Here is a 12,773-nt window from a genome sequence, read left to right on the forward strand (position 1 = left end):
GGCGTGCGAAAGCATTTTTTCATATTGTTGGGAACCAGGCCGGAAGCGATCAAGCTGTTTCCGGTCATCAACCGGCTCAAGGCCGAGCAGAACAAGGACATCTCCCTCACGGTCTGCGCGACAGCGCAGCACAGAGAACTGCTCGACCAGGTTCTCAAGATGGCCAAGGTGGTCCCGGATTTCGATCTCGACGTCATGACGGTGAATCAGACTCTCGATAATCTGACCGGCCGGCTATTGGCGCAGATCGGAGATGTCCTGGAGAGGGTGAAGCCCACCAGAGTGATCGTCCAGGGCGACACTGCGACTGCCATGGCAGGTGCGCTGGCGTCATACTATCACCGCGTCCCGGTCTCGCATGTCGAGGCGGGACTGCGAAGTGGAGATATCTTCGCGCCCTGGCCCGAGGAGGTGAATCGCAAGATCGTCGGCTCGATCGCCGATCAGCATTTCGCGCCGACTGAGCGTGCTGCGAGAGCGCTCCGGGCGGAGAACGTCTCCAACGATCGCATCCACGTCACCGGAAATACTGTTGTTGACGCGCTGATCATCGCGAAAGCCATGGTAGAGGCCGATCCGGAGCTCTCATCCCGTTGGGACGGAATCAAGAAGCGGCACGGCAACCGTCGCATCATCCTGGTCACCTGCCACCGCCGGGAGAATTTCGGTGGAGGTGTTCTCAACATCGTGAATGCACTGGAGACGATCTTGAGCCGGGAGGACGTTGCCGTTGTCCTTCCGGTTCATCCGAACCCGAACGTCCGCGACGTGTTCGCAACACGGCTCGCCGACCATCCGCGCGTCGTGCTGATTTCCCCCCAAGAGTACACGGATTTTGTCAGCCTTCTCTCCATGGCGCATTTGGTGCTGACCGACTCAGGCGGCGTGCAGGAAGAGGCGCCGACGTTCGGAAAGCCGGTCCTTGTGATGCGGGAGACGACCGAACGCCCGGAAGGAGTCGACGCGGGAACCGCGCGCCTGGTTGGAGCGAACTACGACAGGATCGTCGGGGAGACGTTCCGGCTACTCGACGATGATGAGACTTATGCTGCTATGTCTCGCTCCCACAATCCATTTGGCGATGGGCGTGCCAGCGAGCGGATTGTGAAGGTGCTTCTCGATGCCTGAACTCCAGAAGGTTGCTGTCCTCGGGCTTGGCTATATCGGCTTGCCGACGGCCGCGCTGATAGCCAGCCGCGGCCTGCAAGTGGTTGGCGTGGACACAAAGGAGTATGTGGTCAGGACGGTGGCCTCCGGAGCCATTCACATTTCGGAGCCCGATCTCGACGGTCTGGTTTCCAAAGTAGTGTCGAGCGGCGCGTTGACGACTTCAAGCAAGCCGCAGGCCGCCGACGTCTTCATCATCGCGGTACCCACACCCATTGACGGCAATAATCGGCCGGATTTGTCCAACGTGAATGCTGCCGTGGAAAGCATTCTCGATTTGCTTGTTCCGGGCAATCTCGTCATTCTCGAATCGACCTCGCCAATCGGAACCACTGAAGGCATCGCAAAACGGATTAACGAGAGCAGGCCGGACCTGAGAATCGGCGTCAATGGCCGCGAGGACGGCGCAGTGTACGTCGCATATTGTCCTGAACGCGTGTTGCCTGGGCGGATCTTGAGCGAACTCATCGATAATGATCGATGCATTGGGGGGATCACTCCTGCCTGTGCGCGGCGCGCTCAGCGCTTCTACAAGATGTTCGTTCGCGGCGCTTGCGTTGCCACCACCGCGCGCGCCGCCGAGTTGGTCAAGCTAACGGAGAACGCGTTCCGGGATACGAACATCGCCTTTGCCAATGAACTCTCGATGATCTGCGACAGATTCGACATCAATGTCTGGGAGGTGATCGATATCGCGAACCGCCATCCACGCGTGAACGTGTTGCGGCCGGGCCCAGGCGTGGGCGGGCACTGCATTGCCGTCGATCCGTGGTTCATTATCGATTCGGCGCCCGACCTTGCGCGCGTAATGCGAACGAGTCGTGAGGTCAACAACGCCAAGACGCAGAAAATTATTGAGCGCGCAGAGGCGCTGATCGAGGATCATCCCTACGCAAACGTGGCCTGCTGCGGGCTAACCTTCAAGGCCAATGTCGACGATCTGCGCGAAAGCCCGGCCATGGAGATCGCCGTACATCTGGCGAAGAAGTACGGACAGCGCATCAAGGTTGTCGAGCCTAATCTGCGGCGGCCACCGCCGGAGCTTGCCGACCACCATATCGGCTTGCTGAACATCGACGAAGCATTGCGCACGTGTGAGATTGCCCTTCTCCTGGTCGACCACGACGAGTTCAAGATGGTTCCGCTGGCCGAACGCCGTCATCTTGACGTAATCGACACGCGAGGTATCTGGCAAGACATGCCTGTGCGGACGTGAAGCTGCCGAACGTTCCAGAAGCGGGAATACCGAATTGATACCATTCTTGGACTTGAAAGCACAAGCTCAGACGGTCGGATCGAAAATCGACGCCGCGATCAGGCGTGCCATCCGACATGAGCGCGCTACATCGAGGCTTGAAGCGGGCGCTTTCGAGGAACGCTTTGCGGACTACTGCAACGTTGCGTGCTGCCGCGCTGTTAGCAGTGGCACATCGGCGCTCCATCTCGCATTGCTGGCCGCCGGAGTGGGGCCGAGCGACGAGGTGATCACGGTCTCGATGAACTTCGTCGCGGCGACGGCCGCCATCATCAGGTGCGGTGCAACACCCGTCTTCGTGGACGTCGATCCAGTCACGTGGACGATGAATCCAGCTTTGATCGAGGCTGCGATCACGAGCAAGACGAGAGCAATCCTGCCGGCCCATCTGCATGGACTGATGGCGGACATGGATTCAATCATGTCAATCTCCCGCCGCCACGGCCTCTTGGTAATCGAGGACGCTGCGCAGGCGCATGGCGCCAGCTACAAGAGCAGGCGGTCCGGCTCGATCGGAGATTTCGGCTGCTTCAGCTTCTATCCCGACAAGAATCTCGGAGCCTATGGCGAGGCTGGCGCGGTTGTCACGGATCATCCGGAGCTTGCGCGACGCGTGTCCTGGCTTCTCGACCGGACGCAGGAGGACGAGGGCAATCATGCTCTTGCAAGATGCGATCATGGAATGGACGAAGTTCAGGCGGCAGTGCTGAACGTAAAGATGGACTACATCGAAGCCTGGACCGAGGCACGTCGATCGATCGCCGCGCAGTATGATCAGGCATTGTCCAGTCTGGCGGTCGCGCGTCCGCGGCCACCCAGCCACAGCCGGCATGTCTATCATATTTACGCCCTGAGACTTCGGCACCGCGATCAGGCTATTGCCATGCTGGGACGCGCGGGGATCGGGGTCGACGTTCACTACCCCGTTCCGGTCCATTTACAACAGCGTTACGCAGAGCTTGGATATCGCGTCGGCGACCTGCCTGTAAGTGAGAGGCTTGCGAGCGAGTTTCTATCGCTCCCCATTTATCCCGAGATGTTACCGGAGCAAACCGGCATCGTTGGCTCCGAAGTGAAGAAAATTGCGGGAGGGGAGCAAACGTTCCGGAGCGGCTGGACATTCCAGGACGGAATGCCTCGACATGGCCTAGTAGCCTAGAACCAGGAGGGCGGTCGTGCTGGATCTCAAGGGAAAACGCGTTCTCGTTACCGGAGGTGCCGGATTCATCGGCTCGCATATCGTGGACTCTTTGTGCGACGAAGGCTGCATCGAGATCGTGGCGCTCGACAATATGTCGACCGGACGACCGGAGAACCTCAGGAGGTCGCTTAACCGAGGACCGGTGCGATTGGTCCGCGGTGATTTGCGAGACACGAAGCTGGTTGAAGCTCTGGTAAGAGGGGCCAACATCATCTTTCACCACGCCGCGCCGTGCAGCGCTGATTGTTTGGCCGAACCGCGTCTTGCCATGGAAGTCATGGTGAACGGCACCTTCGAACTGCTTGAACTCTGCGTAAAGTACGACGTCGAGAAGATCGTCGCCGCGTCATCTGCTTCGGTGTACGGCGTAGCGGAGGAGCTTCCGACGACGGAGCACGAGAATCCATATGGAAGCCGAACGGTCTATGGAACAGCGAAGGCTTGCAATGAAGGCTTGCTCCGCGCCTTCAACGATATGCACGGCCTCGACTATATCGCTTTGAGATACTTTGACGTGTATGGCAGTCGAATGGACGTGCACGGTCGATACGCCGAGATGTTGATCCGCTGGATGGAGGAGTTGGAGGCTGGAACGCCGCCGGTGATAGTTGACCACGACCGGCAGACCGTGGACTTGGTGCATGTCCGTGATGCCGCACGCGCGACCATCCTTGCGGCGAGGGCAAGGGTCAGCGACGAGGTGTTCAACGTGGGGAGCGGTATCGAAACAACCTTGGTGCAACTCGCTTCGGCCCTGGCTTCCGCTATGGGTCATGACGGCATGCTCCCGCAAATCGCGCCCGAGCACTCGATCAATCCGATACAGCGCCAGGTGGCGTCGACAGGCAAGCTGGAACGTCTGCTGGGCTTCCAAGCCACGGTGCCGCTCGAACTCGGACTGACCGAGTTTGTGAAGTGGTGGCGCTCCGAACGGGGACTTGTAACCGGGCGGCATCGGCAGGCCCTGGCTTCATGAGCCTGCTGGCTGTGCCACAGCGTCCCGTGAAGAAGCCAAAGCCGTACGAGCAGCCGTCCTGGCTCTGCACTCTGCGTGACGAGGCGGTCTTCCCGATGGCAGGGGCGGCACTTGACAGAACTCTGGCCGAAACACGTACAGCGGGCAACTTTAGTTCATGAAATTGAGTGCGAGGGAGAATGGCAATGCGAGTTCTGGTAACAGGTCATCTTGGCTACATCGGCACGGTCTTAACCCCAATGCTGGTCGGCGCCGGTCACGAGGTGACTGGAATGGACAGCGATATCTACTCCCGGTGCACATACGCCCCTGGCGGTAGCATTCTCGAGGTCCCGACGATTTGGAAGGACGTCAGAGACGCAGAGGTCGCGGATCTCGTTGGCTTCGACGCTGTGCTGCATCTAGCCGCACTCTCCAACGATCCGCTCGGCAATCTGAGGCCTGAATTGACCGACCAGATCAATCATCGCGCAAGCGTTCGCATGGCCGAGATAGCAAAGCATGCCGGCGTGCGTCGTTTCGTGTTTGCCTCATCCTGCAGCAACTATGGAAAAGCCGGTGAGGAAATGATCGATGAGACCGCGGCGCTCAATCCGGTGACGGCCTACGGACAATCCAAGGTCGCGTCGGAACGCGGTATTTCGGCGCTGGCCGACGACGGATTTTGCCCAGTGTTTCTGAGGCCAGCTACAGCGTACGGAGTCTCACCGCGGCTGCGCTTCGATATTGTCCTGAATAACCTTGTTGCGTGGGCGTTTACGACAGGAAGAATTCATCTGAAATCGGATGGCTCGCCCTGGCGGCCGATCGTCCACATCGAGGATATTTCTCGAGCTTTCATAGCCGCATTGGAGGCACCTGCCGAGGCCGTCTTCAATGAGGCATTCAATGTCGGTCAGACTGCTCACAATTATCGAATTCGGGATTTGGCCGAGATCGTCGCGAGTGTGGTGCCGAATTCTACGGTGGAGTTTGCCGAGGATGCGAGTCCAGACGAGCGATCCTACCGAGTGAGCTTCGAAAAGATCCGCCGCAGGTTGCCAGGGTTCCAGCCCCGCTGGGACGCCCGAATGGGCGCCGAGCAGCTCTACAGGGTCTATCGTTCGTCAAAGTTGACTTTGGAAGAATTCGAAGGGCCGCGATATCAACGCATCGGCCATATTCGGAAGCTGCTGGCGGAAAGAATTCTGAGTAGCGACTTGCGCCACACGAGACTGCAGCTTGCAGCGGTGTCCTGAATAGTCAGCTCACCGTGGACCTTGGGCGGGCGAGGGAAGCGAGCGCGGGTACATTGCCGTCGCGCCCCTGCGATTCAGTCAGCGCAGGCCCGCGCTGACTGGCTGGATTCGGGCGTTGCCTCGACCAGTACGCCGCGTTGGCGATCGTCACCCAGAGGGCGTCGTTCGCCGAAGATGTCGCGGGTAGCGCATTGCAAGGTCGCGTCCTCTTGAAAGTCGCCAAATGACGGAATCTCTCGAGTAGCGGCCGGCTGAGCTTTTACTAGGACATAAGCCGAGCGCGCGCGCTGGCCTCGGGAACTGCGGCGATCATGGTCCGCCTTATTCTGGGTCAAAGTCGAAATATTTAGATTTGTTAATGACCAAACGTCAAAATCCCGACAAATGGAAATAAAATAATGTTCTCCGAACCAACGTTAGCGATACGTGCCATCCTTTTCGATTCCACCGAAAGAGGGAAAGGGCGCTGCGCTGAAGAAGTTTCGAGCCATCGAAGGACTGCGAGGCTGGCTGGCGTGGACCGTAGTCTTGGCGCACCTCGCATATTGTTCGGGCTTCAGTAGCGGAGCATTGGGATCGCATGTCAGATCGCTAGGCCCGCCGGCTGTTCTCGTTTTTCTTATCGTCAGCGGCTTCGTGATCACACACGTTGTTATCGAAAAAGCAGAGCCATATCCGGTCTATATCATCCAGCGTTTTGCTCGACTGTTTCCGTTGTTTGCCGCCACTTGCTTTTTTGGTTTCTTCACCAACGATCTACTTGCCATTTCGCTAGCTGCTCCCGGCTTTAGCGATTCCGAGTTCGCAAGAGTTGTTGATGGTGTCGCCGCAAGCAATCATAAGTACTTCTGGTCACACGTTCTCGCGCATCTCACGATGCTGCACGGTGCCATTTCCAATGCGGCGTTGCCGTATTCGGAGTACGCATTCAACATGCCAGCCTGGAGCATTTCCCTGGAATGGCAATTCTATCTTGTTGCGCCGCTGATAATCTGCATCATCCGAAATGAATTGCTCATCCCGTTGCTGGCCATTGCAGTTGCGATTTGTGAGTTTTGGTTCAGGAGTTTCGTCGGCACTGCTCAGCCCGGTGCCTTGCCGCTCGCGGTTAGTTACTTTGTGGTGGGGATTGTGAGCCGATTCACCTACCCGTATGCGGAAGGCCACAATTGGCTTGTCCCGGCCGTGGCTTTGGCGATCGTCCTTTTTCCGTTGCGCAATGAACTGCGACCGTTCCTGATCTGGCTTATTGTATTTTTTGGTCTTCCGCGGAAGTGCCATGAGCGGCCGGGACTTGCCGGCAATATATACTCCTGCGCGCTCATGAGTCCCGTGGCGCAATATTTTGGTTCGCGCTCCTACTCGATCTTTCTGTGTCACTACCCTGTCATTTCCGCGATTGTTTGGCTCCTCTTCAGCTACTCTGGGACTGCTCCTGGGATGTTGCTGCTTTCGTGCCTGAGCATACCCGCCACGATCATCGTTTCAGAACTCACGTATCGCTACATTGAACTGCCGGGGATCAAGATGGGAAAACGCGCCGCGGCTTGGATGCAGCCGCAGATCACGTCGGGCGTGGCTTCCCAATGAATATTCATGCGGGGATCCGCGCGCTCAAGATCGACGAGTCAGGAGGGCGAGCGGGCTCTTGGCGACGCGTTCGCAAGCCTGCGTCACATGGCTCGGCAAGACGTGGTCACCCACTCAGCCCCTTCACGCCGTGAGAGCAAATGAAGCATCCCGGGCAATGCGTTGCTCAAGCCAAGTGTCTCCATTGAAGTGCTTGTATTGTTCTGCACGCAACTTGTCGGCCAGGCGACCCGGCGGCAGATCAACATCCGTATACGTCAGGACTGCATCCTTCTTCACTGCGTGCCGCAACCTGCAACCCTCTACGAGACCTTCAGGAAGGTACTGCATTTGGCTCATTTCCTCGGAGTTCACGGCTTCGCCATAGGTCATGTACATTCCATAATCATCGAGGACCTCGCCCGCCTCCAAGTCACGCTTGGCGATAGCACAGACCTCGACAACGGGACCGGCGATGGGAGGGGCGACCAAATCTTTGAAAAGAAACGCGCGGGCTATCGAGTTCGGTACTTCGAAGTGAACGAGGTGATAGGGTGTGAAGAACGAGTACAAGGGGCCTTCACCCATTTTGTACAAGCTCAAATACTTCTGTTGCTTCGGATCGGTGTGCTCGGCAAGCACGTAGACCTTGGTCAGCGGTGTGCCGACGAGATAGTCGATGATTCCGCCCAGGGCGCGGACCTCATCTATGTCGTAGAGTTTGCCAATATTCATAACGTCGCCGCGATATTCCAGCCCGCGCGACATGCCGCGTGATCTTACCTTGAAGCCAGTCGCATTGGCCACGATCGTTTGCTCGAAACTGATCTTGGATCCGTCGGCGAAGCTGGTGACCATGGCCGGGTTCTGGCCCCATTGCTCGGCAAATCCCTTCTGCGTGGTGGGGTTGCGATACGGATCCTGGAGTCCCTTGATGTTGCCGACCACGCGTGGGATCAAGCCGAGGCCCTTTACCCATCGAACCAGGTTCATTTGCACTCCCGGTTCGTCGCCATCGCATGCGGACAGGGAGCCACCGTACTTCTTTGCATAGACCTGCAAGATCGGTCCGATGGTAGCGTCAATCTCCGCATTCATGAGGACGACGGTTTTCTGGTGCTTGAAGGCTTCCAGCGCGACTTGAGCGCCGAGCTCAACTGATCCGGTCACGTCGACGATCACGTCGACCAGATCCGATCTGGCGAGCAGGAACGGGTCCTCGGTGACCACCGGAATGCCGGCGGCAATGGCTCTGTCGAGCCGCCCTTGGCTGTCAACGTCAGCGACGTCGGTCTGGCCGGAATAACCGAACACGTCACGCCCGCGCTGAGGCTTTCGGCTGTATATGGCAACGACCCGCATTCCGGGAATGCTGTTATTGATTTGATTGGTAAGCCCCTGAGCCATGAAGCCCGCGCCGAGAAGACCGACACGGATAGGCTTTCCGGCCGCATGACGAACTTGCAGTGCGTGATCGACGAGTATCATCGTAAGGTCTTTCAGCAGGAAGGGATCGGTAGGGGGGGCTGGCAACGCGCTTTCGCGTCAACCGTCGATGTCGGCGAGTTCCATCCGCCCTTTCAGTTCGGCTTCGACCTCGCTGAGTAAGCGAAAGTTCTGATCCTTCTCCGAGATCACGGAAATCGGAAGCGGCCAGGTCAGCCCGAGCCTGGGATCATTGTACATCAGCCCGCTCTCCGCCTCGGGAGTATAGAACTCTCCCACCTGGTAGCTGGTGTCGGTGTTGTCGGCGAGAGTCTGATAACCGTGAGCAAACCGTTCGGGCACGTAGAGCGCCCGCTGGTTGATTTCGTTCAGCTCGACAGCGACATGTTGTAGAAAGGTCGAACTCTCGGGACGCAGGTCGACTATAATGTCGAGGATGGCGCCACGCGTGCACCGAACCAGTTTCGTTTCGGGCGCCGGCGGAAACTGAAAGTGCATGCCGCGCAGGGTTCCCCGCCGGACATTTGACGCGATATTGGCCTGCGCAATGCTTGGATTGAGGCCGAGGGCCCTAAACTCTCTCTGGCAAAAAGTTCGGGCAAAAAAGCCGCGCGGATCTTCGCGCCGTTCAATATCGATAATATAGGCCCCTTTAAGTTTGGTTTCGCTTATAATCACTTCAATTCCCTCCTGAATACGCCGCGAGGCGCTCAAATGCCTGGAAATATCAACAATTATAGTGCTTAAGAGCGGAATCTCAAAATAGTTTTCGAAAAATATTGATTAATGTGGCTCGTGATGTAAAATGTGAATTAAATAGTGATGGTGTTATATATTAAATAGACGCCTGCCCCGCTTGTAGCCATCTGCCGCGATCGAAAAGGCCGGCAGAAACATGGGAATCGCTGCTATGAAAGTCGTACTGTTCTGTGGGGGCCTCGGAACCCGCATACGAGAATATTCTGAAAGCATTCCGAAGCCCATGGTGCCGGTCGGACAACACCCGATGCTCTGGCACGTTATGCAATACTACAGCCAGTATGGTCACCGCGATTTCATATTGTGTCTCGGGTACAAAGCCAACGCGATCAAGGAGTATTTCCTGAACTCGGATCGTTGGGCTCACAGCGATTGCGTTGTTTCCAACTTCGGCAGGAAGGTTGAGGTCATCGGCGAGCAGCCACCAGATTGGCAGGTGGCGCTGGTTGACACTGGCATTTGGCGAAACATCGGTCAGCGCTTGATGGCGGTGCGCTCTCTCGTGGAGAACGAGGATGTCTTTCTTGCAAATTACAGTGACGGTCTGACCGACGCGCCGTTACCTGAAATGATCGAGCGATTCAAGAAGAGTGGAATGGTGGGATGTTTTGTTGCCGTGCATCCTCCGTTCAATTTTCACCTTGCTGAATTCAACGGCGGAGACACCGTCAAGCGTTTGCGCTCTAGTCAGCAGTCCGAGATCTGGATCAATGGGGGCTACTTCATTTTCCGGAAGGAGATCTTCAACTACATACGTGAGGGCGAGGAGCTCGTGCTCGAACCCTTCAATCGCCTGATCGAGGACGGAAAACTTATGGCATACAGGTACGAAGGGTTCTGGCGCGCGATGGATACGCTGCGGGATCGCCAGGTTCTTGAGGAGATGATCGAGCGCGGCGAAATGCCCTGGAAGGTTATTCCGGAAGCGCGCACGCAGGCGGCTTCATGAAGGGCTTCCGACTTGCCGCGCCCGGAGAGCGTCTCTCGATCCTTTGTCTCGGTGCGCACTCGGATGATATCGAAATAGGTGCCGGTGCGACAATTCTGAATTTGATTGCGCGTGGCGTTCGGCTTGACGTGCATTGGTGTGTACTTAGCGCGCCAGGTGAACGTGAGAGTGAGGCGAGGGCGTCTGCTGCAGAATTTGTGTCCGAAGCCGCTCGTTCTCAGATTGAAGCAATGGCATTTCGAGACGGCTTCTTTCCGGAGCAGGGTGACGAGATCAAGAAGTGGTTTGAGTCGTTGAAGCGACGCGTCGAGCCGGATCTGATCCTGACGCACCGCGGAAACGACGCCCATCAAGATCATCGTCAGGTGTCGCGTTTAACCTGGAATACATTCAGAGATCATCTCATTCTCGAGTATGAGATTCCTAAATGGGATGGAGACCTCGGTCGACCGAATATGTATTCGCCCGTTTCGGCTGGAGCATTGCAACGGAAGATCGATCTGCTGATGTCGCACTTTGGAAGCCAGCGTTCCAAACAATGGTTCGATCCGGAGGTCTTTCGCGGTCTAGCGCGGCTGCGGGGCATGGAATGTCGGGCGCCGGAAAAATATGCTGAGGCATTTGTGGCGAATAAACTCACCCTGTGGTGACAAGGCGTTGGGGAAGCGTGTCCAAAAGCGAGCCGATGCCGAACTCTCTCTACCGGGGATTGGAATGGACAACCTCAAGGGGATGATGATTCGCGGCGGCGTGGTGCGGCTTTGCGGCCAAGCGGCGAATTTCGCTCTTCGACTTGGTGTCATGGCAGCCCTCGCGCGCCTGCTGGACCCGCAGGATTTCGGATTGGTTGCGATGACAACGGCCGTCACTGGGGCTCTTCAACTCTTCACAACGGCAGGATTGTCGTCGGCCACAGTTCAGAAAGAGACCGTCACCAACGAACAAATGTCGACATTGTTTTGGGTCAATCTTGCGGTCGGAATGATGCTCGCGCTCATCTGCGCGGCAGCCGCACCTGCTCTCGTGGAGTTCTACAATGAGCCTCGTCTGTTCTGGCTGACTGTCGCAGCAGGCTTTGGATTTTTCCTGAGCGCCGTAGCAGTGCAGCATTCAGCACTGCTTCAGCGTCAACTGCGGTACACAACGTTGACAGCCATTGAAGTGCTCTCACAGGCGGTAAGCGTTGCTGCGGGAGTTGCTATGGCCTTTTACGGTTTGGCATATTGGGCCATTCTAGGAATGACGCTGATTTCGACTGCGGTGTACATCGTGTGCGTATGGGTCGCCGCGGGGTGGATTCCCGGCCCACCGCGCCGGACTGCCGGAGTCCGTGGCATGTTGAGTTTTGGCGGTATAGTCACCTTGAATTCTCTCGTGGTGTACGTTGCCTACAATTTCGAGAAGTTGCTTCTCGGCCGGTATTGGGGAGCCGATGCTCTTGGGATCTATGAACGAGGATATCGGCTTGTCAATCTGCCAACGGCAGAGCTCAACGGAGCGATTGGAGGCGTCGCGTTTTCAGGATTGTCGCGGATTCAGAGCGATTTGCCTCGACTGAAGAGCTACTTCCTGAAGGGCTATACCATCGTCCTGTCGATGACGCTACCCATCACGGTATTCTGTGCCGTGTTCGTGGATGACATCGTCGAGGTCGTGCTTGGGCCGAAGTGGAGAGATACGGCGGTCATTTTCCGCCTTTTGACTCCCACTATCTTGGTGTTCGGCATTATCAATCCCCTTGCGTGGTTGTTGTATTCCGCAGGCCTACAAGTACGAAGTCTGAAGATCGCCCTAGTGATCGCTCCTCTGGTAGGTGCGGCTTACCTCATCGGATTGCCGTACGGTCCGACGGGTGTCGCGTTCGCGTATTCCTCCGCGATGGTATTGTGGCTCATCCCCCACGTTCTCTGGTGTTTGCACGGCACGGTTATTTCTCCACGGGATATTCTTTTCGCAGCAGGCAGGCCATTGCTCGCAGGAGCGGCAGCGGCAGCAGTAGCTTTCGGAGCGCAACTCTGTCTTGGAGGTTCAGAGTCGCATCTCCTGAGGCTCCTTCTTGGAGGCTGCACTATCGTCGCAACCTATGTCTGGATGCTGCTGTTCCTTATGGGACAGAAGACAGTCTACTTCGATCTGTTGAAGGAACTGCAAGGCGCACTTTCCACGAAAACTCACGAAAAAAGCGCGGCTAAGGTTCAATAGTGGACGACGCC

At 57.0% G+C, this 12,773-nt stretch carries 11 protein-coding genes; 9 read left to right on the top strand and 2 right to left on the bottom strand.

The annotated features are described in order from the left end of the window. Positions 1 to 3 precede the first annotated feature (3 nt). From wecB to D6B98_RS16405, 6 genes are all read left to right on the top strand, one after another. A complete protein-coding gene (gene wecB, locus D6B98_RS16380; protein ID WP_126258006.1) occupies positions 4 to 1,128 on the top strand; it encodes a non-hydrolyzing UDP-N-acetylglucosamine 2-epimerase in 1,125 nt (374 codons plus the stop codon). Beyond that, positions 1,121 to 2,383 (top strand): UDP-N-acetyl-D-mannosamine dehydrogenase, encoded by a 1,263-nt coding sequence (gene wecC, locus D6B98_RS16385; protein WP_126258007.1) that lies wholly within the window; start codon positions 1,121 to 1,123, stop codon positions 2,381 to 2,383. The genes wecB and wecC overlap by 8 nt, the downstream gene beginning before the upstream one ends. Positions 2,384 to 2,417: 34 nt before the next feature. Beyond that, a complete protein-coding gene (locus D6B98_RS16390) occupies positions 2,418 to 3,581 on the top strand; it encodes a DegT/DnrJ/EryC1/StrS family aminotransferase (protein ID WP_126258008.1) in 1,164 nt (387 codons plus the stop codon). A gap of 16 nt (positions 3,582 to 3,597) precedes the next feature. After that, the gene (locus D6B98_RS16395) at positions 3,598 to 4,599 is read left to right on the top strand and encodes an NAD-dependent epimerase/dehydratase family protein (RefSeq protein WP_126258009.1); all 1,002 of its coding nucleotides are present in this window, start codon (positions 3,598 to 3,600) and stop codon (positions 4,597 to 4,599) included. Between the two features lie 185 nt (positions 4,600 to 4,784). Further along, positions 4,785 to 5,837 carry an NAD-dependent epimerase/dehydratase family protein gene (locus D6B98_RS16400; RefSeq protein ID WP_126258010.1) on the top strand — a complete coding sequence of 351 codons (1,053 nt, stop codon included), beginning with the start codon at positions 4,785 to 4,787 and terminating at the stop codon, positions 5,835 to 5,837. A 426-nt stretch (positions 5,838 to 6,263) separates the two neighbouring features. Continuing rightward, positions 6,264 to 7,427 (top strand): acyltransferase family protein, encoded by a 1,164-nt coding sequence (locus D6B98_RS16405; RefSeq protein ID WP_126258011.1) that lies wholly within the window; start codon positions 6,264 to 6,266, stop codon positions 7,425 to 7,427. A gap of 123 nt (positions 7,428 to 7,550) precedes the next feature. On the opposite strand, the gene D6B98_RS16410 is transcribed toward D6B98_RS16405, so the two are convergent. Further along, positions 7,551 to 8,894: an NAD(P)H-dependent oxidoreductase gene (locus tag D6B98_RS16410; RefSeq protein WP_126258012.1), complete on the bottom strand. Its 1,344-nt coding sequence runs from the start codon at positions 8,892 to 8,894 to the stop codon at positions 7,551 to 7,553. A gap of 57 nt (positions 8,895 to 8,951) precedes the next feature. Continuing rightward, positions 8,952 to 9,530, bottom strand: coding sequence for a dTDP-4-dehydrorhamnose 3,5-epimerase (gene rfbC / locus D6B98_RS16415; protein WP_126258013.1), 579 nt, complete (start codon positions 9,528 to 9,530; stop codon positions 8,952 to 8,954). 232 nt (positions 9,531 to 9,762) lie between these two features. On the opposite strand from rfbC, the gene D6B98_RS16420 reads away from it, so the two are divergent. The 3 genes from D6B98_RS16420 to D6B98_RS16430 all read left to right on the top strand — a co-directional run bounded on the left by D6B98_RS16420 (position 9,763) and on the right by D6B98_RS16430 (position 12,762). Further along, the gene (locus D6B98_RS16420) at positions 9,763 to 10,560 is read left to right on the top strand and encodes a sugar phosphate nucleotidyltransferase (RefSeq protein ID WP_126258014.1); all 798 of its coding nucleotides are present in this window, start codon (positions 9,763 to 9,765) and stop codon (positions 10,558 to 10,560) included. Further along, complete coding sequence (locus D6B98_RS16425) at positions 10,557 to 11,210, top strand: PIG-L deacetylase family protein (RefSeq protein WP_126258015.1); 654 nt, start codon at positions 10,557 to 10,559, stop codon at positions 11,208 to 11,210. The genes D6B98_RS16420 and D6B98_RS16425 overlap by 4 nt, the downstream gene beginning before the upstream one ends. A gap of 64 nt (positions 11,211 to 11,274) precedes the next feature. After that, positions 11,275 to 12,762 carry a lipopolysaccharide biosynthesis protein gene (locus D6B98_RS16430; RefSeq protein WP_126258016.1) on the top strand — a complete coding sequence of 496 codons (1,488 nt, stop codon included), beginning with the start codon at positions 11,275 to 11,277 and terminating at the stop codon, positions 12,760 to 12,762. Positions 12,763 to 12,773 lie beyond the last annotated feature (11 nt).

The sequence above is a fragment of the Bradyrhizobium sp. LVM 105 genome (genome assembly GCF_003957705.1).
In the GTDB taxonomy this organism is placed as follows: Bacteria; Pseudomonadota; Alphaproteobacteria; order Rhizobiales; family Xanthobacteraceae; genus Bradyrhizobium; species Bradyrhizobium frederickii.

Coding starts and splice junctions, on each gene's coding strand:
- D6B98_RS16430 (WP_126258016.1), top strand. CDS start 11,275: ATGGACAACCTCAAGGGGATGATGATTCGCGGCGGCGTGGTGCGGCTT.
- wecC (WP_126258007.1), top strand. CDS start 1,121: ATGCCTGAACTCCAGAAGGTTGCTGTCCTCGGGCTTGGCTATATCGGC.
- D6B98_RS16410 (WP_126258012.1), bottom strand. CDS start 8,894: ATGATACTCGTCGATCACGCACTGCAAGTTCGTCATGCGGCCGGAAAG.
- D6B98_RS16400 (WP_126258010.1), top strand. CDS start 4,785: ATGCGAGTTCTGGTAACAGGTCATCTTGGCTACATCGGCACGGTCTTA.
- D6B98_RS16425 (WP_126258015.1), top strand. CDS start 10,557: ATGAAGGGCTTCCGACTTGCCGCGCCCGGAGAGCGTCTCTCGATCCTT.
- D6B98_RS16420 (WP_126258014.1), top strand. CDS start 9,763: ATGAAAGTCGTACTGTTCTGTGGGGGCCTCGGAACCCGCATACGAGAA.